Source organism: Streptomyces sp. NBC_01298 (assembly GCF_035978755.1).
In the GTDB taxonomy this organism is placed as follows: Bacteria; Actinomycetota; Actinomycetes; order Streptomycetales; family Streptomycetaceae; genus Streptomyces.
In genome coordinates this window covers 3,530,015-3,552,809 of the sequence record NZ_CP108414.1, presented here as the reverse complement: position 1 = coordinate 3,552,809, position 22,795 = coordinate 3,530,015, and the positions used below count along the sequence as shown (strand labels likewise).

The 22,795-nt window shown below is 71.0% G+C and carries 24 protein-coding genes; 12 read left to right on the top strand and 12 right to left on the bottom strand.

The genetic code is table 11. The annotated features are described in order from the left end of the window. Positions 1–4 precede the first annotated feature (4 nt). Positions 5–409, top strand: a complete 405-nt coding sequence (locus OG730_RS15825; protein WP_327304857.1) for a winged helix-turn-helix transcriptional regulator — start codon at positions 5–7, stop codon at positions 407–409. A gap of 29 nt (positions 410–438) precedes the next feature. Here the strand turns inward: OG730_RS15825 and OG730_RS15820 are convergent, their stop codons facing one another. From OG730_RS15820 to OG730_RS15800, 5 genes are all read right to left on the bottom strand, one after another. Next, complete coding sequence (locus OG730_RS15820; RefSeq protein ID WP_327304856.1) at positions 439–1,584, bottom strand: RNA polymerase sigma factor; 1,146 nt, start codon at positions 1,582–1,584, stop codon at positions 439–441. Between the two features lies 1 nt (position 1,585). Next, the gene (locus OG730_RS15815; protein WP_327304855.1) at positions 1,586–1,999 is read right to left on the bottom strand and encodes a YciI family protein; all 414 of its coding nucleotides are present in this window, start codon (positions 1,997–1,999) and stop codon (positions 1,586–1,588) included. Between the two features lie 126 nt (positions 2,000–2,125). Then, the gene (locus tag OG730_RS15810) at positions 2,126–2,476 is read right to left on the bottom strand and encodes a hypothetical protein (protein WP_327304854.1); all 351 of its coding nucleotides are present in this window, start codon (positions 2,474–2,476) and stop codon (positions 2,126–2,128) included. A 242-nt stretch (positions 2,477–2,718) separates the two neighbouring features. Continuing rightward, entirely contained in the window at positions 2,719–4,278 is a 1,560-nt protein-coding gene (locus OG730_RS15805; RefSeq protein ID WP_327304853.1) for an SH3 domain-containing protein, read from the bottom strand. Between the two features lie 173 nt (positions 4,279–4,451). Then, positions 4,452–5,012 carry a TetR/AcrR family transcriptional regulator gene (locus OG730_RS15800; RefSeq protein ID WP_327304852.1) on the bottom strand — a complete coding sequence of 187 codons (561 nt, stop codon included), beginning with the start codon at positions 5,010–5,012 and terminating at the stop codon, positions 4,452–4,454. 125 nt (positions 5,013–5,137) lie between these two features. On the opposite strand from OG730_RS15800, the gene OG730_RS15795 reads away from it, so the two are divergent. Together OG730_RS15795 and OG730_RS15790 are read left to right on the top strand one after the other, a co-directional pair. After that, on the top strand, positions 5,138–5,581 hold the full coding sequence (locus tag OG730_RS15795; RefSeq protein WP_327304851.1) for a nuclear transport factor 2 family protein: 444 nt from the start codon (positions 5,138–5,140) through the stop codon (positions 5,579–5,581). Between the two features lie 85 nt (positions 5,582–5,666). Continuing rightward, complete coding sequence (locus OG730_RS15790) at positions 5,667–6,071, top strand: DnaJ family domain-containing protein (protein WP_327304850.1); 405 nt, start codon at positions 5,667–5,669, stop codon at positions 6,069–6,071. A gap of 41 nt (positions 6,072–6,112) precedes the next feature. Here OG730_RS15790 and OG730_RS15785 read toward each other — a convergent pair whose 3' ends face one another. After that, positions 6,113–6,775, bottom strand: coding sequence for an HAD family hydrolase (locus OG730_RS15785; RefSeq protein ID WP_327304849.1), 663 nt, complete (start codon positions 6,773–6,775; stop codon positions 6,113–6,115). Between the two features lie 136 nt (positions 6,776–6,911). Here OG730_RS15785 and OG730_RS15780 point away from each other — a divergent pair, with 136 nt between their 5' ends. The 3 genes from OG730_RS15780 to OG730_RS15770 are packed head-to-tail and all read left to right on the top strand — an operon-like array spanning position 6,912 to position 9,130. Further along, positions 6,912–7,703, top strand: coding sequence for a hypothetical protein (locus tag OG730_RS15780; RefSeq protein ID WP_327304848.1), 792 nt, complete (start codon positions 6,912–6,914; stop codon positions 7,701–7,703). 40 nt (positions 7,704–7,743) lie between these two features. After that, positions 7,744–8,154 carry an SDR family oxidoreductase gene (locus OG730_RS15775; RefSeq protein ID WP_327304847.1) on the top strand — a complete coding sequence of 137 codons (411 nt, stop codon included), beginning with the start codon at positions 7,744–7,746 and terminating at the stop codon, positions 8,152–8,154. Positions 8,155–8,197: 43 nt separating this feature from the next. After that, positions 8,198–9,130 carry a helix-turn-helix transcriptional regulator gene (locus tag OG730_RS15770; protein WP_327304846.1) on the top strand — a complete coding sequence of 311 codons (933 nt, stop codon included), beginning with the start codon at positions 8,198–8,200 and terminating at the stop codon, positions 9,128–9,130. Here OG730_RS15770 and OG730_RS15765 read toward each other — a convergent pair. Then, a complete protein-coding gene (locus OG730_RS15765; RefSeq protein ID WP_327304845.1) occupies positions 9,081–10,091 on the bottom strand; it encodes an SGNH/GDSL hydrolase family protein in 1,011 nt (336 codons plus the stop codon). The two genes, OG730_RS15770 and OG730_RS15765, sit on opposite strands and share 50 nt — an antisense overlap. A gap of 142 nt (positions 10,092–10,233) precedes the next feature. Then, positions 10,234–10,818, bottom strand: a complete 585-nt coding sequence (locus tag OG730_RS15760; RefSeq protein WP_327304844.1) for a TetR/AcrR family transcriptional regulator — start codon at positions 10,816–10,818, stop codon at positions 10,234–10,236. A 124-nt stretch (positions 10,819–10,942) separates the two neighbouring features. On the opposite strand from OG730_RS15760, the gene OG730_RS15755 reads away from it, so the two are divergent. The 3 genes from OG730_RS15755 (at position 10,943) to OG730_RS15745 (ending at position 14,587) form a co-directional block, all read left to right on the top strand. Continuing rightward, complete coding sequence (locus OG730_RS15755) at positions 10,943–12,535, top strand: MDR family MFS transporter (protein WP_327304843.1); 1,593 nt, start codon at positions 10,943–10,945, stop codon at positions 12,533–12,535. Positions 12,536–13,040: 505 nt separating this feature from the next. After that, the gene (locus OG730_RS15750) at positions 13,041–13,871 is read left to right on the top strand and encodes a polysaccharide deacetylase family protein (protein ID WP_442815197.1); all 831 of its coding nucleotides are present in this window, start codon (positions 13,041–13,043) and stop codon (positions 13,869–13,871) included. Between the two features lie 92 nt (positions 13,872–13,963). After that, entirely contained in the window at positions 13,964–14,587 is a 624-nt protein-coding gene (locus OG730_RS15745) for a hypothetical protein (protein ID WP_327304842.1), read from the top strand. A gap of 251 nt (positions 14,588–14,838) precedes the next feature. Here the strand turns inward: OG730_RS15745 and OG730_RS15740 are convergent, their stop codons facing one another. The 4 genes from OG730_RS15740 to mgrA all read right to left on the bottom strand — a co-directional run bounded on the left by OG730_RS15740 (position 14,839) and on the right by mgrA (position 18,943). Continuing rightward, complete coding sequence (locus OG730_RS15740) at positions 14,839–16,152, bottom strand: extracellular solute-binding protein (protein WP_327304841.1); 1,314 nt, start codon at positions 16,150–16,152, stop codon at positions 14,839–14,841. Positions 16,153–16,456: 304 nt separating this feature from the next. Next, positions 16,457–17,074: an SMI1/KNR4 family protein gene (locus OG730_RS15735; RefSeq protein ID WP_327304840.1), complete on the bottom strand. Its 618-nt coding sequence runs from the start codon at positions 17,072–17,074 to the stop codon at positions 16,457–16,459. Between the two features lie 59 nt (positions 17,075–17,133). After that, positions 17,134–17,577 carry a DUF192 domain-containing protein gene (locus tag OG730_RS15730; RefSeq protein WP_327304839.1) on the bottom strand — a complete coding sequence of 148 codons (444 nt, stop codon included), beginning with the start codon at positions 17,575–17,577 and terminating at the stop codon, positions 17,134–17,136. Between the two features lie 328 nt (positions 17,578–17,905). Continuing rightward, positions 17,906–18,943 (bottom strand): L-glyceraldehyde 3-phosphate reductase, encoded by a 1,038-nt coding sequence (mgrA, locus tag OG730_RS15725; protein WP_327304838.1) that lies wholly within the window; start codon positions 18,941–18,943, stop codon positions 17,906–17,908. 138 nt (positions 18,944–19,081) lie between these two features. On the opposite strand from mgrA, the gene OG730_RS15720 reads away from it, so the two are divergent. The 3 genes from OG730_RS15720 to OG730_RS15710 all read left to right on the top strand — a co-directional run bounded on the left by OG730_RS15720 (position 19,082) and on the right by OG730_RS15710 (position 22,723). Continuing rightward, complete coding sequence (locus OG730_RS15720) at positions 19,082–19,855, top strand: isoprenyl transferase (protein WP_327304837.1); 774 nt, start codon at positions 19,082–19,084, stop codon at positions 19,853–19,855. A gap of 418 nt (positions 19,856–20,273) precedes the next feature. Further along, entirely contained in the window at positions 20,274–21,590 is a 1,317-nt protein-coding gene (locus OG730_RS15715; RefSeq protein WP_327304836.1) for an RNA 5'-3' helicase PhoH2, read from the top strand. Between the two features lie 419 nt (positions 21,591–22,009). Beyond that, a complete protein-coding gene (locus OG730_RS15710) occupies positions 22,010–22,723 on the top strand; it encodes an aggregation-promoting factor C-terminal-like domain-containing protein (RefSeq protein WP_442815196.1) in 714 nt (237 codons plus the stop codon). Positions 22,724–22,795: the final 72 nt, after the last annotated feature.

Genomic DNA, 22,795 nt, shown 5'->3' with positions numbered 1-22,795 from the left:
CGGGTTGACCGCCGCGGCGACGACCTTGACCCGGATCTGCCCCGGCCCCGGCCGGGCCAGTGGGAAGGCCGCGGCCAAGGCCGAGTACGACGCGTTCTTCGCGGCGTGTCCCAGCCGCCAACTCCTTGAGCGCATCTCCGACAAGTGGGTCGCCCTCGTGCTCGCCGCCCTGGGCGGCGACGGCCCGGGGACCACCCCCGGCGACGAGCCGCGGCCCATGCGCTTCTCCGAGCTGCAACGCCGGATCTCGGGGGTGAGTCAGAAGATGCTGACGCAGACGCTGCGCGCACTGGAGCGCGACGGGATGGTGACCAGGACCGTGACCCCCACGGTGCCCGTCACCCATCGCGGCGGCTTCGACCAGGGGTCGGGCTACGCCGCCGACGCCGCCACTAACGCCGCCGGCTGACGCGGAGAGCGGTCCCGGCTCCCCGCCGGTCAGTCGCGGCGGGCGAGGTTCAGGCGGGCCGCCTGGCGGGTCAGGTGGTCGCGTTCCGCGAGGTTGGGGGCCTGGTGGGCCGCCTCGGCGTACAGGCGGGCCGCTGTGCTCAGGTCGCCGTCGCGTTCGTGGAGGTACGCGGCCACGGCGGTGTGGCGGGGGAGCGCGGCGTCCAGTTCCGCGAGGGCCGCCAGGCCGGCCCGGGGGCCGTCGGCCTCGCCCACCGCCACCGCGCGGTTGAGGCGGGCGATCGGGCTGTCGGTCAGGCGCACCAGCTCGTCGTACCACTCCACGATCTGCACCCAGTCGGTCTCCTCGGTGGTCCGCGCGTCGGCATGGAGGGCCGCGATGGCGGCCTGCGCCTGGAACTCGCCCAGCCGGTCGCGGGCGAGGGCGGCGTGCAGGATGCCGATGCCCTCGGCGATCAGCGCCGTGTCCCACCGGGTGCGGTCCTGCTCGGCGAGGGGGATCAGCGTGCCGTCGGGGGTGGTGCGCGTGGCGCGCCGGCCGTGGTGGATCAGCATCAGGGCGAGCAGCCCCGACACCTCCGGGTGGTCGATCGAGGCCGCCAGGCCGCGGGTGAGCCGGATCGCCTCGGCGGCGAGGTCTATGTCGCCGGAGTAGCCCTCGTTGAAGACCAGGTACAGGACGCGCAGGACCGTACCGACGTCGCCGGGACGGTCGAAGCGGACGTCCGAGACGGTCCGCTTGGCGCGGCTGATGCGCTGCGCCATGGTCGCCTCGGGAACCAGGTAGGCCGCTGCGATCTGGCGCGTCGTGAGCCCGCCGACCGCGCGCAGGGTGAGCGCGACGGCCGAGGAGGGGGTCAAGGACGGGTGGGCGCACAGGAAGTAGAGCTGGAGCGTGTCGTCCACCGCCGGGGCGGGGCCCGGCGCCGGCTCCTCCTCCACCCGGTCCTCGCGCCGGCGGCGGGCGGTGTCCGCCCGCGTCGCGTCGAGGAACCGCCGCCAGGCCACGGTGACCAGCCAGCCCTTCGGATCCCGGGGAGGTTCCCCGGGCCAGGCGCGTACCGCTTCGAGCAGGGCCTCCTGGACGGCGTCCTCGGCCGCCGCGAAGTCTGCTCCGCGGCGGACGAGGATGCCGAGGACCTGCGGAGTCAGACTCCGGAGCAGGGCCTCGTCCACGTCAGTGGCATTCGGGGACGGTGGGCGGGGCGGACAGGAACGGACGCAGCTCCAGCCACTCGTGGATGGGCTTGCCGCCGGCCCCGGGGGCGGCCGACAGTTCTCCGGCCAGCTCGACGGCGCGCTCGTAGCTGTCCACGTCGATCACCATCCAGCCGGCGATCAGGTCCTTGGTCTCGGCGAACGGGCCGTCGGTGACCGGCGGGCGGCCCTCGCCGTCGTAGCGGACCCAGGTCCCCTCGGGGGCGAGCGCCTGACCGTCGACGAACTCGCCGGTGCCCTCCAGCCGGTCCGCGAAGTCGCGCATGTACTGGATGTGGGCCGTGATCTCCTCCGGCGTCCACTCGCTCATGGGGACGTCGTTGGCGCAAGCCGGGGCGCCGCGGTAGTGCTTGAGAAGCAGGTACTTGGCCATGATGGTCTCCTCCGTGCCGTGCGGCCATTGTGGCCGCTTCCACAGAGGAGACGGAGCCGGGCACGGGTTCTCGACATCACCGCCGAAGTTTTTTCCACGGGATTCGAGGAGCGTGAGCCGGCCGCCTCAGGTGCGGTAGACGCGGTCGCTCTTCAGCCACCCGTCGGCGTCGCGGTCCTTCCAGGTCCCCTTCTCGTGGCCCTTGCCGTGGCAGTGCCACCAGCCCCAGCTCCAGCCGTGATGGTGGCGCTTGTTCTGGGCCAGCCCGTGCCAGTGGCAGTAGCTGATGCCGTGATCGTGGTGATCGTGATCGCCGTCACCGCTGTCACCGCTGTGGGCGGGTGCCACCGCGGTGGCGTCACGAGGGGTGGCCGGCGCGGCGGACGCGCCGGAGGACAGCAGTGCGCCTGCTGTGGCCAGGGCGGCCGAGGCCGTGAGGACGGCGAGACGGCGGCGGGTGCGGGGCAGGGGGGTCATGAGAAGTCACCTCCGGCGAGCAGAGACGGAGAACGAGGGGTCACCTGCTCTACGTGAACCCACTCCTCCATTAGCCCCGGGCCGGTGCACGGCGTCATGCCCCTGGAGTTCGGGGCTTGACAGTCCGGGCGCGCAAACGCCTTCGGTGCGCGCCGGGGCTCGGGGGCCTCGGCGCGCACCGAAGGGGATCAGGCCGACTCGGTCGGATGCCGACTCAGTCGGTTGGGGTCAGCAGGTCGGGGTCAGCAGGTGGGGATGCGGTTCAGGTTCGCGGCGTAGCGGGCGGCGATCCAGCCGCGGCCGTCGGCGAGCTTGTACCAAATGGTGTTGCCGTCGACCTCGGTGCCGTTGGTCTTGCACAGCACCTGGACCTCGGTGCCGTACTTGATCACGCCGGTCTTCTTGTACTGGGTGCCGGGGCCGGTGCGGACGTGCAGCTTGTCGCTGACGATGCGGGCCTTCGGCTTGCCGGGCTTGTCGCCCTTGCCGCCGTGGTCCTTGCCACCGTGGTCCTTACCGCCGTGGTCCTTGCCGCACTTGCACGCGCCGGGCTTGCCCTGGTCGCCCTTCGGGCCCTTGGGGCCCTGCGGACCCTGGTCTCCCTTGCGGCCCTGCTCGCCCTTGGGTCCGATCGGTCCGCGGTCTCCCTTGCGGCCCTGCTCGCCCTTGGCTCCGTCGCGCCCGCGGTCGCCCTTCGGGCCGGTCGGGCCCTGCTCGCCCTTCGGTCCGCCCGGTCCGCGCGTTCCCGTCGGTCCGGCCGGGCCGCGGTCGCCGCGGTCGCCCTTGTCACCCTTGTCGCCCTTGGGTCCGCCGGCCGGGCCGGTGTCGCCCTTGGGGCCCTGGAGTCCGCCCGGTCCGGGTACGCCGGCCGGTCCCGTCGGACCGGTCTGGCCCGTGGTGCCCGCGTCGCCCTTCGGGCCGGCCGGGCCGGTGTCGCCCTTCGGTCCGCCCGCCGGGCCCGTGTCGCCCTTCGGGCCGGCTGCCCCGGTGTCGCCCTTCGGTCCCTGGGGGCCTCCGGCCGGTCCCTGGTCGCCCTTCGGACCCGCGGGGCCGGTGTCGCCCTTGGGACCCTGGTGGCCCTTGGGGCCCTGGGGACCCTTCGGCCCGCGGTCGCCCTTCTCTCCGCGGTCCCCCTTCTCCCCGCGATCGCCGCGGTCCCCGCGGTCGCCCTTCTCGCCCCGCTCGCCCTGGTCACCCTTGTCGCCCTTGGGGCCGGGGCGGCCCGGCTTGCCGTGGTCACCGGGCTTTCCGTCGTGGCCCGGCTTCCCCTCGTGCCCGTCGTGTCCGTCGTGCCCGTCGTCGCCCTTGGGGCCCGTCACCGGGGTGGACACCGCGTACAGGGCGGGCGAGGAGCCCGCTCCGGCCGCCCACTCGCCGCCGTCGAGCGTCGTGCCCTCGGGAGCGTCCGCGTCCACCCGTACGAGTACGCCCAGCCGGGTGTCGCTCTCCGCCGGGAAGGCGAAGCCCGCGCGGGTGCCCGCGTCGCAGGTCAGCTGGCGGGCGTTGCCCGAGAGGGTGCAGGGTGCGCCCGCACGGTCGCCGTTCCAGTAGAAGCGGGCCTCGGGGAAGGTCGTCCGCTCCGGCGCGGTGATCCGGAATCTGCTGCTGAGTGCCGATTCGCCGTCGGTCTCCGCCACGATCACCACGCGGCCGGTCTTGCCGGCGGCGATCGAGGGGACGTACGGCTGGGAGAACCGGATGTGCGGCGAGCCGGCGGCGAAAGCCGGCACGGCCGGCAGCAGGCAGCTCGCGGTGACGGCCGCGACGACCAGGGCGGCCGACGTGCAGCGGGAAGCAGACAAGGGTGTTTCCTCCGCGAGGAAAGGCGACGGAACCGGAGGGCGACCGCCGAATGCGGTCTTCCGGTGGACAAAAGTTCCAACACCAGTTAAAAGCTGACAATGCGACTCAGTTGTGTACGACGCGTAACCGATCACTCGGCAGCCGCGTGAATCACGTTTCCCCGGCTGTCGCCTCAGCCGCCGTCGCGGACCAGGACGTACGCCGCCTCGCGCGCCCGCACCGCCGCCCCCGGGCCCGGTTCCAGTGCCGCCACCACCGTCGCCCCCTCGACCAGTAGCAGCAGGTGCTCCGCCAGGCCTTCCCGGCCGGGACCGGCGATGCCGGCCAGCAGCGCCCGTAGCTCCGCCTTGTGCCGGCGTACGACGTCCAGCACCCCGGCGGGGCCCGCGCCCAGCTCCCCGTAGGCGTTCAGGAACGCGCACCCCCGGAAGTCCGGCTCCGAGAACCACCCCGCGAGCCACTCGAAGACGGCCCCGACGGGGTCGGCCCGCCCCGCGACCGCTGCGCTCAGGCTCGCCATCCAACGGCGGTCCCGGCGCTCCAGGTAGGCGGTGACCAGGGATTCCTTGGCCGGGTAGAGGCGGTAGAGCCGCTTGAGGGGGATGCCCGACTCCGCGCGGATGCGGTCCATGCCCACGGCCTGGATCCCCTCGGCGTAGAACAGTGCCTCCGCGGCGTCCAGCAGGCGCGCGCGGGCCTCTTCGTCGGTCATCGGGGCGGGGTTGGCGGGCATGAAGGCAGCGTAGACCAGAATCGCTTGCGCCGAGAACGCTCGTTCTCTAGGCTTGGGGCTACGGGGAGAACGAGCGTTCTCCCCCTCCCGCCCCCCGCCCGGCCGATGTCGAGAGGTACCCCACCGTGACTGCCACCCCTTTCTCTTCCTCGGCGTCCTCCTCCGTGCGACCGCCCGTGCCGCCCTTCACCGAGGAGTCCGCCCGCGCCAAGGTGCAGGCCGCCGAGGACGCCTGGAACAGCCGTGACCCCGAGCGCGTCGCCCTCGCCTATACCGAGGACTCCGCCTGGCGGAACCGGGACCGCTTCCTGACCGGGCGCGCCGAGATCCGCGCCTTCCTCGCCGACAAGTGGGAGCGCGAGCAGCAGTACCGGCTGCGCAAGGAGCTGTGGGCGTACACCGACAACCGGATCTCGGTGCGCTTCGAGTACGAGTGGCACGACGCGAACGGCCAGTGGTGGCGCAGCCACGGCAACGAGCAGTGGGAGTTCGACGCCGCGGGCCTGATGCGCCGCCGGGAGGCGAGCATCAACGACATCCCGATCGAGGAGTCGGACCGCCGCCTCTGAGTCCGGGACTCCTACCGGCGACTACGGTGCGTAATGCCTCCCCAGCCCGCGGAGTTATGCTGGCGGGAACCCCTGGGGAGGCAACGTGACCGAGCGCAAACCGCCTGGTGTCAGCTTCGAATCCTTTGTGGACCGCCAGATCAGACAGGCGGGGGAGCGCGGGGACTTCGCGGAACTGCCCGGCTTCGGCAAGCCGCTGGCCTCGCTCGACGCCCCGTACGACGAGCTGTGGTGGATCAAGGGCAAACTGCACCGTGAGGGCTTCGCGGTCCTCCCGCCGGCGCTCGCGCTGCGCAAGGAGGCGGAGGACGCCCGCGAGGCGGTCGAGGCGGCCCGCACCGAACGCCAGGTCCGCGCCCTCCTGACGGAGATCAACGACAAGATCCGCACGGCCCTGCGCAGGCCCCCGCCCGGCCCCCCGCTGAACGTCAAGGAGTTCGACGTAGAGGCCGAAGTCACCCGCTGGCGGGAGTCCCGCGAGGCCCGGTAGGGCGTGCTTCCGCTACGAGGCGACCGTGCTGGTCGCGGCCGTCAGCGAGTGGCCGTGACCAGCCGGCTCAAGTGCGGGAGCACACCCCGAAGGTCGTCGTCGTCGACCACCGCCGTCGCAGCCGTCCGCGCGTGCTCCGAGGCATTGAACGCCACGGCCACCCCTACCGAGGCGAACAGCGGCAGATCGGAGCGGCTGTCTCCCACGGCCCCGCACGAGAGGGGGGCCAGCCCCAGCTCCCGCGCCTGCGCCAGGGCGAAGTCCCGCTTGTCGTACTCGTCGAAGTGGCGGGCCACGTGCCCCGTGAACCGGCCTCCGGCGGTCTCCAACCGAGGTCCGCTGAACGCGTGGAAGCCGAAGCGGTCGGTCAGATAGCCGCCGACCGGTGACCAAGCCAGGGTCGCCAGGACGGGCACCAGCCCGTTGCTCCAGCACCAGGCCACGGTCTCCGAGATGCCCGAGACCAGGGGGAGTCCGTCGAGCCAGCCGTGGACCTGGTGTGCGGCCGCGCCTGCCCAGCCCGCCGCGTCCAGCTCTGAGACGCGACGATTGTCCAGGACGCCCGAGGCGTAACCGGCCTCCGCCTCCGCCAACTCGTCGCGATGGCCTAGGAAGCCGGCCAGGAAGACCGACGAACTGGTCCGCGGGACGAGAGTGCCATCGACATCGAAGAACACGGCACCTGCGTGATCAGATGAGAGCACCGGCCAAGGATGTCACCACCCTGTGCCGCATCGGATCACCGCGTGCGTCCGGGCACTTCTGACCGCACCGGAGGGGAACACCCGCGCCGGGCACATCCGATGGCACGGACGGCCTTCGGGTGGCGAGACTGTGCGGGTGAACACCCTGTCGCCCGTCCCGGACCCGCGTGCCCACCACCTCGTCCCCGACTACGAGGGCATGCACGCCCTGGTCGCGGACCTGGTGCTGCCCGGCGGCGCGTCGATGTACGTCATGAGCGCGTTGGAAACCTCCCGCGAGCTCATCCGGCACTCCTCCTACCGGTACGAGTTCGCCACCGCGGCCGTCACACACTCCCTCTTCGCGCTGGAACACCTCCTCGCCGAGCGCCTTGCCGTCACCGGGCCGCTCCAGGACCTGATCGAGCAGGCCGCCGGCACGGGGCTCCTCCCGGCGGACCTCGCCGCCCGGCTCGACCGCAGCCGACGACTGCGCGACGAGCTCATACGGGGCGCCGTCACCAGTGCCGAGGTCCGCCCGGCCGGGGCCATCGAGATGGTGCGTGCCGTCTTCGACGCCGTGTCCCTGCTCGTCCGCCCGCTGCCCCCGGCGGCAGCGACATCGGCCGACACGGGCGCGGCACCGCCCGAAGACGGACTGGCCCGGCTTTGGGAGGAACACCTGCGCGCGCCGTACCCCGACAGCTTTCGCGGCGTGGACATCGACGGCGTGGACCTGATCCTCCTGGACGCCGATGCCGCCGGCCACGTGCACACCGAGTTGAACGGCGGGCTCGACGACCACGGTATCGGCGGCCTCTGGGTCTGCATCGCCAAGCTCGACAGGATCGAGCCCCTGATCAACTCGGAGTACTGCGCCGCCTACTTCAGGAAGCTCCGGACGATGGCCCACGTCGCGGCGGCGCGCCACATCCCCACCGCGAGCTGACCCTCGGGGCGTCGCGGCCGTCGCGGCCGTCGTGCCCGTCGTGCTCGGCGCACCCGTCGTGCTCGCGGAACGGGCTTCGTGGACCCTGCACCGGGGCCTGGCCGTCGCACCGGTCCACGCGGCCACGAAGGCCGCCGTCCACACTCTGGCCCGCACGCCGGGCAGTGATCTCGCCGGGCGCGGCATCCGGGTCAACTCGATCAGCCCGGGCTACATCGTCACCGAGATGTTCGACGCCGCCAACCCGGACCCCGCTTCGCACGATGCCATCCGCGCCCAGGTGCCGCTGGGGCGGCTCGGACAGGCCCAGGACCTCGCCGAAACCGTGGCCTTCCTCTCTCCCCGCGGCCGTCCTACATCACCGCGCAGGACATCGTCGTCTACGGGGGCCTGGCGACCGCCGTCCCCGCCGCCTGACAGCGGGTGGCGTCTGCCGGCTGCCTGGCCCTGACAGGGCCAGGCAGCCGGCCACCACGACCGGTGACAATCGCCGTATGAGCACAGCCAGCAACCTGGGCGAGTTCCTGCGCACCCGCCGTTCCCTCCTGCACCTCGAAGACGTCGCACTGCCGGACTTCGGAGGCCGGCGCCGGGTCGCGGGCCTGCGCCGCGAGGAGATCGCACAGCTCGCCGGAGTGAGCGTCGACTACTACACCCGGATGGAACAGGGCCGCGTGCCCAACCCCTCAGGCGCGGTGCTCGACGCCCTCGCCCGCGCCCTGCGGCTGGACGAGGACGCCACCCGGCACCTGCACCGCCTCGCCCGGCCGAAGCCCGCCGCCCGGCAGGTTCCCCGGCGCCAGGCCCCGCCGCAACGCGTGCGCCCCATGCTCCAGCGGTTGCTGGACGAGCTGGTGGACGTGCCGGCGATGGTGATGGGCCGGCGCATGGACCTCCTGGCCTGGAACACGGCCGCCGCCGCCCTCTTCGGCGACTACTCGGCTCTGGACGGAGCCGACCGCAACATCGCGCGGATCACCTTCCTCGACGAGACGTCCCGGGAGCTGTACGCGGACTGGACCTCCTGCGCCCGCGAGAACGTGGCCTACCTCCACCTGGACGCGGGACGACACCCCGAGGACCCACAGCTGGCGAGCCTGATCGGCGAACTGTCGATGAAGAGCGCGGACTTCCGCCGCTGGTGGGCCGAGCATCCGGTGCAGGACAAGACCTCGGGCACCAAGCGATTCCATCATCCGGTGGTCGGCGATCTGGAACTCGCCTACGAGACCCTGCGCTCGACCGACGACCCGGATCAGGCCCTGATCACCTACGCCGCCGAGCCGGGCAGCCCCTCGCACGACGCCCTGCGGATGCTGCAGGCCTGGGCCACCACCGAGGCCGCTCCCCCCCTGCCGGCCGCCGACCGCGTGAACGTCAAGGCCTGCCCGCCTTCAGTGGAGTCAGCGCCGCCAGGGCCTCGGTGACGCGGTCCGCCTGATGGGTGGCGCCGCGGAGGTTCGGGTGGAGGACGGTGCAGGCCTCGCCCCGGGCCGGGATGGAGCGGCAGAGCTCGGAGGGCGGGTCGCTCTGCTCGCCCGGCCCGGTCAGGCTGTCCTTGATCCCGTACATCCAGCGCTGCTCGGCGCTCGCGCACACCCCGTGCCCGGTGCTGGAGGCGTACGTGTCCACGTACACCGCGCCGGCGCGGCGGGCCTGCTCCCGCAAGAGGGTGTTGAGCCGGCGCTCCATGCCGTCGAGCCACGGCATGTCGCCCTTGGCGACGGTACCGAGCTGGTGCCAGGACCCCCAGCCGCAGCCCGCGGACTGGTCCACGACGGCCGGATACCCGACGACCGCCACCCCGGCGCGCGGGGCACGCGTACGGATCTCCTTCAGCAGGGCCGCGAAGTCGGCCTCCAGCGCGGTGAACCGGGCGTCGAGCCCGGCCGCGCCGCCGCCCCGCGCGTAGTGATCGGTGCACGGTGTCCCCGTACCGAAGGAGGCCAGACCGCGCTTCACGCAGGTCTCCACGATCTCGGAGAAGCCCACGGAGTTGCCGCCGGCGCCGACCGTGACGAGATCGGCGGTGGCCGTAACGGCCTTGATCTGCGCCGGTTTGGCGGCCCATCCGCCCGGTGGGGGCACGGACGGCGGCCCCTTCAGCCCGGACTGCGGACCCAACAGCCCCGCTCTGATGTCCGCGGCGGAGCAGGTGACGTCGGTGAGCCTCAACTTCAGCCGCCGCGCGGCCTGGTGGGGATAGTCCTGCTCGGAGCGGCCGCATCCGTCGGTGTTCCACGGGCGCACGAAGGAGGCGGCGCTGTAGGAGTCCCCGAGGGCCACGTAGGCGAGAGGGCCGGCCGCGGCCGGCGCCTGCGGCGCGAAAGCGGTGGCGAGGGCGGCCGCAGCGGTGAGGGTGGTGAGGGTGAGGGAGAGACGCATCATGACGGCGGTGCCTTTGGCTCGGACGGCGCCGCGGCCCTTCCGCTGCGCGCATCACCAAAAGTAGCCGACATGACTACGGAGAGTAACCGTCCGGGGTTTTGTTCGTTCGATCGAGTGAACGGGGCGATGCCGGGCCGGGCGTCTACCCCTGTCCGTGGGCCTGGGTGATCAGGTCCGTCGCGACCTCCAGGGCGGCCTGGCGGGTCTCCTCCGGGTCCCCGTCCACGTGCTGGAGGAACATCATTCCCGCGTGCAGCGTGAACAGGGCGCTCACGCACCGCACCTGATCGGCCAGCGGGGCGTCCTCCTGGCCGGACCGGAGCAGCTCCACCAGGGTGAGGAGGCGCTTCTTCACCGTCTCGCCGATGGTCAGCTCCCGCAGCGAGGCCTGGTTCTCCTGCATGAAGCGGTACAGCGAGGCGCCGCCCGCCATGGCCTCGCTGTAGCGGCGCAGGACCTCGCGCTTCATCTCCAGCGTGCGCGGCTGCTCCTCGGCCCACCGGATCAGCTCGTCGATGGGCCGGGTCAGGTCCTCGAACAGGCTGATGATGATGTCTTCCTTGGTCTTGAAGTGGTAGTACAGCGCCGCCTTCGTGACCCCCAGCCGCTCCGCGATCTCCCGCAGCGACGTCTTCTCGTACCCCTGCTCGGCGAAGAGTTCCAGTGCGACGTCCTGGATGCGCTGCCGGGTGTCCCCGCGGCGCTGGTGCGGACTGCTGCTGGACATGACTCTCCCCTGAGTTACTTACTTGACGCCCGGCTAGTTACGGGTCTACCTTCCACAGTGTAGTGAACTAGCCGGTCGGCAAGTAAGTCCCAGGGCCGGTGCATAGGTGCCAGGGGAGTGGAACATGGTGGAAATCAAGAAGAAGGCGGACACCTCGGAGGAGGTGAAGCCGCGCAGTGTGCGGGTCGTCCTGATGGCGCTCATGATCGCGATGCTGCTGGCCATGCTCGACAACATGATCATCGGCACCGCCATGCCGACGATCGTCGGCGAGCTCGGCGGCCTGGAACACCTCTCCTGGGTCGTCACCGCCTACACGCTGGCCACGGCCGCCTCCACTCCCATCTGGGGCAAGATCGGCGACATGTACGGGCGGAAGGGCTCCTTCCTCACCTCGATCGTCATCTTCCTGATCGGCTCCGCGCTCAGCGGCATGGCCCAGGACATGGGCCAGCTCATCGGCTTCCGCGCGATCCAGGGCCTCGGCGCCGGTGGTCTGATGGTCGGCGTCATGGCGATCATCGGCGACCTGATCCCGCCCCGCGAGCGCGGCAAGTACCAGGGCATGATGGCCGGCGTGATGGCCCTCGCCATGATCGGCGGACCGCTGGTCGGCGGCACCATCACCGACCACTGGGGCTGGCGCTGGTCCTTCTACATCAACCTCCCGCTCGGCATCGTGGCCCTGGCCATGGTCACCGCGGTGCTGCACCTCCCGAAGAAGGACCGCGGGGAGCGACCCAAGATCGACTACCTCGGCGCGGCCCTGCTGACGGTCGGCATCACCTCCACCGTCCTCGTCACCACCTGGGGCGGCACCGAGTACGCCTGGGGCTCCACCGAGATCATCGGCCTGATCGCCGTCGGCATCGTCTCCATCGCCGGCTTCCTCTATGCCGAGACCAAGGCCGCCGACCCGGTCATGCCGCTGCACATCTTCCGCAGCCGCAACTTCACCCTCATGTCCGTGATCGGCTTCCTGGTCGGCTTCGCGATGTTCGGCGGCGTGCTGTACCTGCCGCTCTTCCAGCAGTCGGTCCAGGGCGCCTCGGCCACCAACTCCGGCCTGCTGCTCCTGCCGATGCTGCTGTCGATGATGGTCGTCTCGCTGGTCGCGGGCCGCATCACCACCAGCAGCGGCAAGTACAAGATCTTCCCGATCATCGGCGGCGGGCTCATGGTCGTCGGGCTCTTCCTGCTCGCCACCATGGACACCGGCACCAGCCGCCTGATGTCCGGTGTGTACATGGCGGTGCTCGGCGCGGGTCTCGGCTTCCTGATGCAGATCACCATGCTGGTCGCGCAGAACAGCGTCGACATGAAGGACATGGGCGTCGCGTCCTCCTCGGCGACCCTGTTCCGTACCCTCGGCGGCTCCTTCGGCGTGGCCCTGATGGGCTCCCTGTTCACCAGCCAGGTCACCAGCACCATGACCGACCGGCTCGGTCCCGAGGCGGCGGTCAAGGCGGGCTCCGCCCAGCTGGACGCGGCGAGCCTGGCGAAGCTCCCGGAGGTCGTCCGGGACGCCTACCAGCACGCGGTGGCCGCCGGTACGCACTCGGCGTTCCTGCTGGGTGCGGGGATCGCCGTACTGGGCTTCGCGGCCGCCTGGTTCGTCAAGGAGGTCCCGCTGCGGGGCGCCGGTCCGGCCGGCGCGTCCGGTGGTGGCGACTCGGCGAAGTCCGAGGCGGCGCCGGAGGCGGTCGTCGTGCACTGAGCCGCTCGCGCGGCTGGTTGTGGCGGGCCCGGCCCGGTGGATCTGCGGATCCTCCGGGCCGGGCCCGTCCGCGTGCGCCGGGTGTCGTGTCGCGGGGTGTTCGGCTGCGGCCGGGGGGCGGGGCCGCTGCGCGGGGCCTTCCCCCACCCCGCCCCTTCCCGAAACCGGGCTCCGCCCGGACCCCCGCTCCTCAGACGCCGGAGGGGCTCGTACGGGCTAGTGCGGGGCCGGCAGTGCGTACGGGTGGGTTGTCGCTGCCTTGCGCAGGGGTAGGTGAACCTCCGCCTAGAGCCCGGGTCTTGGGACCGGGATGTCCGGTATGAGGCCGGTCCGCGCCTCCTCGGTTTCAGCCGGGACGGAATTCGGGACGAGGGAGGACCAAAGTCCTACAACCCGGAATTTATGGGCCATTCGGCTGGAACCCCGCATCCACGGCCGACGTCCTGACCAGTGCGAGCTCACACGGGGACGTCGATTCGGGGAGTTGAGACAGCACATGGGGTTCATGGCGCGCACGCGGATGCGGCGGATGCAGGGGACGAAGGCACGGATCGCCGTCGCCGCGGCGGTGGCGGCGGTGGCCGCGACCGCCTGGGGAGTGACGGCGGTCGTCGACCCGGGGCACGAGATCAACCACCGACACGTTTCCCGGCAGACCGACGACCCCGCCAAGGGCGGCGACGGCGAGCCCCAGGCCCCCGGGGAGCCGGGCGGGCGGGTCCCGGACGGCATAGCGCACGCGTCGGAGAGCGGCGGCGACGCGGTCAACATCACCATCGACGACGGGCCCGACCCCAAGTGGACCCCGAAGGTGCTGGATGTGCTGAAGAAGTACGACGTGAAGGCGGTCTTCTGCATGATCGGACCGCAGGCCAAGGACCACCCCGACCTGGTCAAGAAGGTCGTCGCCGACGGGCACCGGCTCTGCGACCACACCACGGACCACGACACGGGGATGGACAGGAAGCCCCTCGCCTATCAGCGGCAGCAGATCCTCGTCGCGAAGAAGCAGATCGAGGAAGCCGCGGGCGGGGCCAAGGTGGAGTACTACCGGGCCCCCGGCGGCGCGTTCACCCCCGAGAGCCGGGCCCTGGCGGCAGCCAACGGCATGCGCCCGCTCGGCTGGAACATCGACACCAAGGACTTCAGCAAGCCCGGCGTCGCCGCGATCGTGGGCACCGTCAAGGCCGAGATCGGCAACGGCCCGACCATCCTCTTCCACGACGGCGGCGGCGACCGCACCCAGAGCGTCGCGGCCCTCGACCAGGTCCTCGCCTGGCTGAAGGAGCAGGGCCGGCCCACCGGCTTCCCGGTGGTCACCGGCCCCAGCGCCTGACGCGCGGTCCACCACCGTCCGGCCGGATCCCGTACGGGTGAAAGGGCGCCCGGCGTCGTTCCGGCCCGCCGGAGGGTCCCGTTGGTCCGGGCATGAACCGCACCCGCACCGCCGCCCTCGTCCTCGCCGCCGCCGCGGCGGCCCTCGCCCCGGCCCTCTCGGGCGCGGCCACCGCCGCGGAGGGCACGTACCTCCAGGATCCGAGCGGCGGGGAGAAGTCGATGAAGTCGATGTGGACCAAGGACGACATGCACAAGGTGGAGGCGCAGTTCCGCTTCCACCCGTCGGTCCAGTACAAGACGATCACCCGCCCCGGCCCCAAGGGCGCCGAGGAGTACGAGCGCAAGATCGGCGATCCCAAGACCCTGGCCTGGGAGCCCGGCTACGAGTTCGCGTGGTCGGTGGCGGATTCGCAGGGGGTCAAGAAGGTGCTGACGACGAAGGACGGCAAGCAGGTGCTCGTCCTGCACGCGGTCCTGCGCGACGCCCGGCGCGCCGAGGTGGCCCAGGTGCACCAGGAGCTCAAGAACCGGCCCGCGACGGGCCGTACGAAGGTCCCGGGCGGCAAGCGCATCAAGTGCGACACCGGGACTTACACGGTGGAGTGGTCGGTCACCCGCACCGGCTACGGCACTCTCACCGGGTCCCTGCCGTGGGACTCCAGCTGCGAGCAGTACCGCGTGGCGTTCACGCCGAAGAATCAGGGCGCGAGCTGATCGAGTCGCATCGCGTTCGCCGGAAGCGGCGCGCGGAGGAGGTGGGCCGGCCGCCCCGCGCGCCTTGTGGGCGCTTGCGGGCGACTGGGCCTCGGCCTTGGATCAAAGCCGTACCAGCCATGATGCCGCCCGGGGTGGGGTGCGGCAGGGGGCGAAGGTCCCTTTCGGCAGGGGCCTTCGGGGGTACTTCCGCGCCGGCGGGGGAGCCGGGTCGCGTCGGCGGGGCGCCAGGTGGCGTCGGCGGCGCCGGGTCAGCGCGCCGCCTTCTTGGCCTCGTTCGCCTTGGCGGCGATCTCCTCCAGGACGGCCTTCGGGTCGCCGGAGGGGTCCACGGCGCGGCCGATGTTGCGCTTGATGGTGTCGCTGATGATCACCCAGGACGGGTCGTTGACCGGGTAGAGCTGCGCACCGCGCAGGGCGTTCAGGAACTGCTGGTCGTTCTCGTCCATGCCCGAGGAGCCGGCCATGGTGCGGGAGGCCGAGACGGTGGACGGCAGCAGGTGGTAGCGGCCGGCGAAGTCCGACAGGTTCTTGTCCCGGTAGACGAAGTCCAGGAACTTGCCGATCTCGGCGCGGTGGCCGTTCTGCTTGAAGGCCATCATCCAGTCGGCCACGCCCACGTTCGGCGGGACCTGTCCGGTGTTCAGCGTGTCCGAGACGGGCATGGCGACGGCGCCGACCTTGATCCCCTTGTTGCGCGCCTCGTGGGCGAGCTGGGGGTAGCCGTTGAGCATGCCGACCTCGCCGTTCACGAAGGCGGCGAAGGCGTCGGCGCGGTTGAGCTGGGACGGGGGAGTGGGACCGAGCAGCCCGGGGGCGACCAGGTGCTGCTTGATCCACTTGAAGGTCATGATGTTCTGCTCGGAGGCCAGGCTGTAGTTGCCGCTGTTGTCGGCGTAGCCGCCGCCGTTGCTGAGCTCCCAGATCATCGCCTCGGCGTGCGCCTCTTCCGGGCCCAGGGGCAGGGCGAACGGCGTCTTCACGCCCTCGGCCTTGAGCGCCACGGCCGCGGCCTTCAGGTCCAGCCAGGTCTTGGGCTGCCAGCCGTTCTTGGAGTCCTTCGGGATGATCCCGGCGTCGGTGAACAGCTTCTCGTTGTAGAAGAGGAGACGGCTGCTCGCCACGAAGGGCAGGCCGTAGAGGGTGTTGCGGACGGAGCCGGCGTCGGCGAGGGGCTGGAGGAAGTTCGCCTCGGCGCTGACCGAGAGGAGCTCGGGCGCGGAATAGAGCTTCCCCTGCGCCGCGAAGTCCGAGTAGCCGCCCATGAGGGCCATGTCCGGGGCGTTGCCGGCCTTGACCATGCGCGAGACTTCACGGTCGATGTCGGCCCACGGCAGGAGCTCGACCTGGACCTTGATGCCGGGGTTCGAGGCGGTGAAATCGTCCGTCACCTTGTCCCAGAAATCCTTGGAACTGTTGGTCGAGGTGTCGCCGTATTCGGCGGCGACGAGGCGGAGGGTGCCGTCGTCATCAGCGCTTCCGCCGGGGCCGCCGCAGCCGGCCAGCGGTATCAGCAGACCGAGCACGACCGTGGTGGCGGCCGCGCTGAAGATTCTTCGTCGCACGGTGGGGTTCCCCTGATTTTCTTTTGAGTCGCGTTATTACTTATGAGTTACTCCGGGCTCGGTGTCCCTCCATGGCCCGTTGGCCGGAATTCTCTCCTGCGGAAGGGCGGTTGGTTCCATTGGGTCGGCACTTGTGGTCAATGCTCCAACTGCGGCATTTCAGAATGGTGTTTTCCGATATGTGATCAACAATTCGGACGCGCGTAGACATGCCGAAACGCCCGTTCCCGGCCAGGGAGCGCGGCGGAACGGGCGTGGAGGGGCGAGCGGAGGTGCGGGCGGGGGAGGTGCGGGCGGGCGGGACTCAGTCCGCGAAGTCGCCCGCGTACGGATCGGGCTCGCCCGTTTCGGGGTTGCGCCCCTCCTGCCAGCGGCGCTGGGCCTTCTGCCAGTGCACGAAGCTGAGGTGGCCGCCGTCCCAGAAGGTGATGCTGACCGGGCTCACGTCGAACTCGTCGTTGCACAGCAGGTAGAGGAACTCGGCCATGCCGTACGGGTACACCGCGAAGGAGTCGGCGGTGTGCCGGCCGACCACCAGAACGGGCCAGCGGTCGGGGTCGGGGTCGGTCGTCAGCCAGCACAGGATGTCGGAGCCGCCGGTGACGCCCCAGGCGAGGATCGACTCCGGGTCCACGTCGAAGGCGGCCCGGCCGCCCTCCGCCTCCCAGACCTGGCGGGCGTTGCCCGTCTCCTCCGTCATCTGTGCCGGATCCCACTGGAGTCCGGGCTTGGGCAGCGGAAGCAGCACGCTGGCCTCGCCGTTGATCGAGCCCGCGCCGAAGCGGCCCATGAAGGCCACGTAATCGGAGGGGAACCGGCTGCCCCAGACGGCCTCGGCCGCCTGCCAGTCGATGTCCTCGTCGGCCCCGTGGGTCGCCGGCATGATCTGCTCCAGCGCTTTGACGCGCGCGTTCTCGGTCATGCCGCTCCCCTGCCACCCCAGCTCAACCGCCCCAACCTACCGCCGGCGCGGGGTGGCGCCTAGCGGGCGGTGAGACGGACCCGCAGGGTGGACCCGACGCGCAGCCCCCAGCCGGCCATGGCTCCGGCCTCGGCCTCCAGGACGTGGCGGGCGCGCAGCCGGGGGAGACCGAGCCGGCCGGGGGGCATGGTGGTCAGCGCGATGACGGTGAGCCGGCGGTCGAGGTGGGCCACGTCGATGGCGAAGCGCATCCGGAAGGTGTGCACGCTCGACGCCGGGGTGAGGAGCATGGCCCCTTCGATCCCGTCCCGTCCGAGCAGACCGCGCGTGCGGGCCCGGTAGGAGGCGGCCACCTCCACCGGCACCTCCACGGGCGCCTCCGGCACCTCCACGGGCGCCTCCGGCACCTCCGCGGGCAGCCCCGGCGCCTCCGGGCGCCCCGCCCGCCCCCGGTCGACGTAGAGCGTCCCCGGGCCGTCGTGCCACCGCTCCCTGTTCCCCATGCGGGCCACCCTAGGGTGCGCCCCGCCCCCGGATCCGGCCTTCGGCGTCAAGCCGGTGCACCCGACCGGGTCCCCCGGGGGAGGGACGGCCGCAGGTTGGTCCGTACGGGCGTGTGCCGGGCCCCCGCAAGGCCTGTGGGGCCCTCCCGGCTCTGCGGAGTGCTCCCGGGTGGCTGCGGAGCGTAATCGTGTCGCGGTGATGCGCGCAGCAGGCTTTACGAAGGGTTATGGTGGAACCCCCCCCTCGGGCCGGTCCGTATCCCCCCCACGGACCGGCCCGTTTTTCGTTCCCGCGCAGTCTCGGGACAGGGCCGGGCGAACGCGCAGGTCAGCCCCGCTGGGCCCAGATGTTGGCGCCGGGGGTGGATACCGCGAAGGAGTCGATCTCCTTCAGCTCCGCGTCCGACAGCGGTGCGCCGGCCAGGGAAGCCACGTTCTCCTCGAGCTGCTTCACGCTCGACGCGCCGATCAGAGCCGAGGTCATCCGCTCGTCCCGCAGCACCCAGTTGAGCGCGAGCTGGGCCAGCGTCTGTCCGCGCCGCGCCGCGATCTCGTTCAGCCCGTTGAGCCGGCGCACGACCTCGTCCGACAGCAGGTCCGGGTTGAGGGACTTGCCCTGCGTGGCCCGCGAGCCCTCCGGGATGCCCTTGAGGTACTTGCCGGTCAGCAGGCCCTGCGCGAGCGGCACGAAGGAGATGCAGCCCATGCCGGCCTCCTCCAGGGTGTCCAGCAGGCCGTCGTCCTCCGTCCAGCGGTTGATCATGGAGTACGAGGGCTGGTGGATGAGGGGACGGATCCCCATCTCCTTCAGCAGCCGGGCCGCCTCGGCCGTCTGCTCGGCGGTGTACGAGGACACGCCCACGTAGAGCGCCTTGCCCTGCTGGACCGCGGACGCCAGCGCGCCCATGGTCTCCTCCAGCGGGGTCTCCGGGTCGAAGCGGTGCGAGTAGAAGATGTCGACGTAGTCGACGCCCATCCGCTTCAGCGAGGAGTCCAGGGACCCGAGCAGGTACTTGCGGCTGCCCCACTCGCCGTACGGCCCCTCGTGCATGAGGTAGCCGGCCTTGGTGGACAGGACCAGCTCCTCGCGGTGGGACGCGAAGTCCTGCGCGAAGATCTTGCCGAAGTTCAGCTCGGCCGAGCCGGGGGGCGGGCCGTAGTTGTTGGCCAGGTCGAAGTGGGTGACGCCGAGGTCGAAGGCCCGGCGCAGGATCGTCCGCTGGGACCCGAGGGACTTGTCGTCGCCGAAGTTGTGCCAGAGGCCGAGGGAGATCGCGGGGAGCTTGAGGCCACTGCGGCCGGTGCGCCGGTACTCCATGGAGTCGTAGCGCGAGGGCTCTGCCCGATAGGGATTGTTTTCAGTCACGTTGTCCTCCCTATCACGGACTTGTGACAGGACCGAGTTGGATGCCGGATCCCGTCGCGCAGTAATGTGGCGGTCTGCGGACTTGGGGGGGACCACCGCATTCCGCATGGGGGTATCGCTCGGAGGGGCTGGAAGATCGTGAAGCTGCGCGACCTGGTACGCCGTCCTGTGTACAGGCTCTACGCACGCCGGGTGGAAGGCCGCATCGACCATGACGAGACGCCCAAGCACATCGGTGTGATCCTGGACGGCAACCGCCGCTGGGCCAAGGCCGCCGGAGGCACCACGGTCCAGGGCCACCAGGCCGGCGCCGACAAGATCTCCGAGATGCTGGGCTGGTGCTCCGAGACGGACGTCGAGGTCGTCACCCTGTGGATGCTCTCCACGGACAACCTGGACCGGCCCGAGGTCGAACTCCGCCCGCTGCTCAACATCATCGAGAACACCGTCCGGGGCCTCGCCTCCGACGGCCGCTGGCGCGTCCACCACGTCGGCAACCTCGACATCCTGCCCGCCGGGACCCAGAGCGTCCTGAAAGAGGCCATGGAGGCCACGCGCGACGTCGACGGGATACTCGTCAACGTCGCGGTCGGCTACGGCGGCCGCCAGGAGATCGCCGACGCGGTCCGCTCGCTCCTGCTGGAGCACGCTTCGAAGGGCACCTCCTTCGAGGAGCTCGCCGAGATCCTCGACATCGAGCACATCGCGGAGCACCTCTACACGCGCGGCCAGCCCGACCCGGACCTGGTGATCCGCACCAGCGGGGAGCAGCGGCTGTCCGGATTCATGCTGTGGCAGAGCGCGCACTCCGAGTACTACTTCTGCGAGGTCTTCTGGCCGGCCTTCCGCAAGGTCGACTTCCTGCGCGCCCTGCGCGACTACGCCGCCCGCCACCGGCGCTACGGCAGCTGACCCGTCCGCCAGGGCCACCCCTTACGGCACCTGACCTGCGGGTCTCTGATACTCCCTCGGCACCTCACGGCGCGCCCGGACTCCTCCGTGGCGCGCCGTACGCGTGTTCCCGTACGGCAGCGCCCGCCCCCTGGGACCCTCCGCGCGGGGCCTTCACCAGGGATTCACCGAGCGTCCGTCATATGCCATGGCATGGCTGGACCCATTCGGGGAATATCCCTTGCAGGTCGACGCCCGATCCACGGGTGTCGAGTCTCAGCGGACGGCATGGGGTCGTCCGCCCGGGAGGCCCTTTGCACCAGGACGCACGTGCGGCTCGCACGGACGGAGTGGAGGGCCGGAAGTCGGCCCGCGCAGGGGTGCCGATGACCGGTCCGGTCTTCATGGCCCGACCTCTTCCGAGGGGGTACGTCCTTCCGTGGTGACCAGCACTAAGAGCCGCCTGCCCGACAGGCGGACCTACGTCCTCGACACCAGCGTCCTGCTGGCAGACCCCAACGCGATCTCCCGATTCGACGAGCACGAGGTCGTGCTCCCGATCGTGGTGATCACCGAGCTGGAGGCAAAGAGGCACCATCCCGAACTCGGTTACTTCGCCCGTCAGGCCCTGCGGCTGCTCGACGAGTTCCGGGTCCTCCATGGTCGCCTCGACGCACCCATCCCGCTGGGCGATCTGGGCGGCACCCTGCGCGTCGAGCTCAACCACTCCGACCAGAGCGTCCTGCCCGCGGGCTTCAGGCTGGGGGACAACGATTCGCGGATCCTCGCGGTCGCGCGCAACCTCCAGGCCGAGGGCTACGACGTCACGGTCGTCTCGAAGGATCTTCCCCTGCGCATCAAGGCCTCCTCCGTGGGGCTGATGGCCGAGGAGTACCGCGCGGAGCTCGCGATCACCGATGCCGGCTGGACCGGCATGACCGAGCTGGCGCTCTCCGGGGAACAGGTGGACCTGCTCTTCTCCGAGGAGCGGCTCTACGTGCCGGAGGCCGCGGAACTTCCCGTGCACACCGGTCTGGTCCTCCAGTCCGAGCGCGGCAAGGCGCTCGGCCGGGTCACGGCCGACGGCAACGTGAAGCTCGTACGGGGCGACCGCGAGGCCTTCGGGCTGCACGGCCGCAGCGCCGAGCAGCGGATCGCCCTCGACCTCCTGCTCGACCCCGAGATCGGGATCATCTCGATGGGCGGCCGGGCCGGCACCGGAAAGTCGGCGCTGGCGCTGTGCGCGGGGCTGGAGGCCGTACTCGAGCGGAGGCAGCATCAGAAGGTGATGGTCTTCCGGCCGCTGTACGCGGTCGGCGGGCAGGACCTCGGCTACCTCCCCGGGGACGCCGGCGAGAAGATGAGCCCTTGGGCCCAGGCGGTGTTCGACACCCTCTCGGCGGTCGCCGGGCGCGCGGTCATCGAGGAGGTGCTGAACCGGGGGATGCTGGAGGTCCTGCCGCTCACGCACATCCGCGGCCGCTCGCTGCACGACGCGTTCGTGATCGTGGACGAGGCGCAGTCCCTGGAGCGCAATGTCCTGCTGACCGTTCTGTCCCGGATCGGGGCCAATTCGCGGGTGGTTCTCACCCACGACGTGGCCCAGCGGGACAACCTGCGGGTCGGCCGGTACGACGGAGTCGTCGCCGTGGTCGAGAAGCTGAAGGGGCATCCGCTCTTCGCGCACATCACGCTGACGCGGTCCGAGCGCTCCCCGATCGCCGCGCTGGTCACCGAGATGCTGGAGAACCTGTAGGGCCCGGCGCGCCGGCCGCACGGGCCGCAAACCAGGTAAAACACCCATAGCGGGAAGGTGAGTTGGCGCCGCCCGGCAAAGGCCAGAGAGCCTAGCCGGGCGGCGCCTCCGTGCACAGGGGTTTGCCGGAACCAGCGGCGACATGCCAGGTGTGACCTTTCCCACGCAACGATGAATTGCCCTCCGGCGTCGGGGTCCGGCAGAGTCTGTTTTCCGTCAGGCCCCGCATACGGCACACCTGTATCTCCCGTGAGATGCGCGCACCACCGCTAACTCCACAATCGTTCGCCGTATGCCGCCCGGAGCATCACGCGGCACTCCCGCAAGGGAGTTGCCCACGGGCCCGCGCCTCCAGTGACCGCACCATCATGGAGGCCAGCGTCAAGGGCACTATTGCGCCCGCGCAGTCACTGCGGACGCTGCTGGAAGGAAACCGTGTGAGCCGGATCTCGGTTCGGGGATTCGCGGTGGCTTCGGCCACTGCCGTCACCACCGTCGGCGCCGTCGTGGGTGTTGCCACTGGCGACCCCGCCTCGAACGATCTCGAGACGACCGCGTCCGGGACGCTCCTCACTGACATCCCGGTCGGCGAGCAGGCGCAGGTCCAGAACGCGTCCCTGACGCAGCAGGCCGACTCCATCGCGCACGCCGCCGACTCCGACGCCAAGCGCTCGGCGGAGGAAGCGGCCCGCATCCAGGCCGCCTCCGACGCCAAGTCGAAGAAGGCCGAGGCGCAGAAGGCCGCGGACGAGAAGGCGAAGAAGGAGCGCGAGGAGAAGGAGCAGGCCGCCAGCCGTTCCACCTCCCGCGACGGTTCCTCCTTCGCGCCGCAGGCCTCGTACACGGTGGCCCAGGTCAAGGCGATCGCCCAGCAGATGGTCCCGGCGGGGCAGTGGTCGTGCTTCTCCAAGATCATCAACCAGGAATCCACCTGGAACTACCGTGCCGTGAACGCCTCCTCGGGTGCCTACGGCCTCGTCCAGGCCCTCCCCGGTTCGAAGATGGCCTCGGCCGGCGCGGACTGGCGCACCAACCCCGCCACGCAGATCGAGTGGGGCCTGAACTACATGAACAAGCGGTACGGCAGCCCGTGTGCGGCCTGGAGCTTCCACCAGGCCAACAACTTCTACTAAGCCGCGGGTGCGAGAGCGCCCCGCGCGCCTCAACCTCGAAGAGCCCCGCACCGTCCTACGGTGCGGGGCTCC

What these genes read in the sequence shown, in the direction of transcription:
- OG730_RS15815 (WP_327304855.1), bottom strand. Translation starts at nt 1,999, where the DNA reads ATGGCCAAGTACCTGCTTCTCAAGCACTACCGCGGCGCCCCGGCTTGC.
- OG730_RS15810 (WP_327304854.1), bottom strand. Translation starts at nt 2,476, where the DNA reads ATGACCCCCCTGCCCCGCACCCGCCGCCGTCTCGCCGTCCTCACGGCC.
- OG730_RS15800 (WP_327304852.1), bottom strand. Translation starts at nt 5,012, where the DNA reads ATGCCCGCCAACCCCGCCCCGATGACCGACGAAGAGGCCCGCGCGCGC.
- OG730_RS15770 (WP_327304846.1), top strand. Translation starts at nt 8,198, where the DNA reads ATGAGCACAGCCAGCAACCTGGGCGAGTTCCTGCGCACCCGCCGTTCC.
- OG730_RS15765 (WP_327304845.1), bottom strand. Translation starts at nt 10,091, where the DNA reads ATGATGCGTCTCTCCCTCACCCTCACCACCCTCACCGCTGCGGCCGCC.
- OG730_RS15760 (WP_327304844.1), bottom strand. Translation starts at nt 10,818, where the DNA reads ATGTCCAGCAGCAGTCCGCACCAGCGCCGCGGGGACACCCGGCAGCGC.
- OG730_RS15755 (WP_327304843.1), top strand. Translation starts at nt 10,943, where the DNA reads ATGGTGGAAATCAAGAAGAAGGCGGACACCTCGGAGGAGGTGAAGCCG.
- OG730_RS15750 (WP_442815197.1), top strand. Translation starts at nt 13,041, where the DNA reads ATGGCGCGCACGCGGATGCGGCGGATGCAGGGGACGAAGGCACGGATC.
- OG730_RS15745 (WP_327304842.1), top strand. Translation starts at nt 13,964, where the DNA reads ATGAACCGCACCCGCACCGCCGCCCTCGTCCTCGCCGCCGCCGCGGCG.
- OG730_RS15735 (WP_327304840.1), bottom strand. Translation starts at nt 17,074, where the DNA reads ATGACCGAGAACGCGCGCGTCAAAGCGCTGGAGCAGATCATGCCGGCG.
- OG730_RS15730 (WP_327304839.1), bottom strand. Translation starts at nt 17,577, where the DNA reads ATGGGGAACAGGGAGCGGTGGCACGACGGCCCGGGGACGCTCTACGTC.